The following is a 1,127-nucleotide window of genomic DNA, read 5'->3' as shown; positions in this document are numbered from 1 at the left end:
CAACCATCATCACGCAAGCGGAGAAAGAGAATAAGGTGATTGGCAAGGATGTGCTGATCAATCCGCCGGGGGCTAGTGCTAGGGGTATTCCAGATGACTATGATTATGAAGAAGGAAGTACAATACCAGGTACTAATACCTATGTCGGCGAGCCTGATCTAGGTGGTGGGGGGTTAGATGGTTTTGGAGATTATAGCAATGCTAGTCCTTACAATAAACCTCCAAAAGGTTATAAATACGTTTGGGATGAAGGTGTGAATGATATGGTTCTTAAGCCTATTCCAGACAAAAAATCTAACTTTGCAGTGGATCCTTTAGCTGTAGTGTTACCTGCTCATGCGAGACTTGCAGCTACAGACCCTAAAGTGCGCGCGCAAGCGCGTTTACAAAACGATATGCGTAAAGTTACCTATGCAGGCGCTGCCTTAGCGGGTTACGGTCCCTATATCGGAGCTGCAGCAAAAGAAGCGGCAACTTTACTACCACAAACTGCAATAAATGGTGCTTCATCTGGTGGTGCTCTTGGTGGTGTGTCATATGTTGCTACGACACCCTCTGAAGAATGGGATCCAGGTAAGGCTCTTATTTATACGGCTGGTGGAGCTTTAACTGGTGGTGTGGGGGGATTAGCAACTACTGCAACAGAAGTAGCTGTAGCAGGTGCTGTTGGTACATATGCTACACAGTATAGTGCTGAAGGTGAAGCAGATTTGTTCACTGCAGGGGTAAATGGTTTATCTGGAGGATTATTAAAACCTTACAATCTAGGAGTAACAGGAGATATAGCTCAAACAGCTACCACATCTGCTGCTGGTGAGTTCGGTAAATCAGTAGAATTCCAAGACTCTGATTCAACAGATGACTTAGGGCTATTCTGGATTAAGAAGCCTTAATGTTTTCTATCGTTTAAATAAAATTAGATAGTTTGTGGGTGATATTTTGAATTCTGATAACTTGTATAAAGACCATACTTCTTTAATAAATGATAATGCTATTAAGCTTATCTATAGACAGATATTATTTACGCTAATATTTTTATTTCTAATTGTATTTTTTTTATATGCAATATTTAATTCTAATAATAATGTAGTGATTATTTTAGGCGAAGAAATATCATTATATTATCT

2 protein-coding genes are annotated in these 1,127 nt (G+C 39.9%); both read left to right on the top strand.

Annotated features, from left to right (window positions below):
• Nucleotides 1–893: hypothetical protein (locus JMX13_RS13545; RefSeq protein ID WP_201613335.1), on the top strand; the 893-nt coding region annotated here is incomplete at its 5' end.
• Between the two features lie 46 nt (nt 894–939).
• Nucleotides 940–1,127 (top strand): hypothetical protein (locus tag JMX13_RS13735; RefSeq protein ID WP_265088421.1); only part of this gene is annotated, 188 nt, incomplete at its 3' end.

The organism is Psychrobacter immobilis, from assembly GCF_904846285.1.
Lineage (GTDB): Bacteria > Pseudomonadota > Gammaproteobacteria > Pseudomonadales > Moraxellaceae > Psychrobacter > Psychrobacter immobilis_D.
The sequence above is the reverse complement of the archived record's forward strand: the minus strand, read 5'-3'. Positions and strand labels throughout refer to the sequence as shown.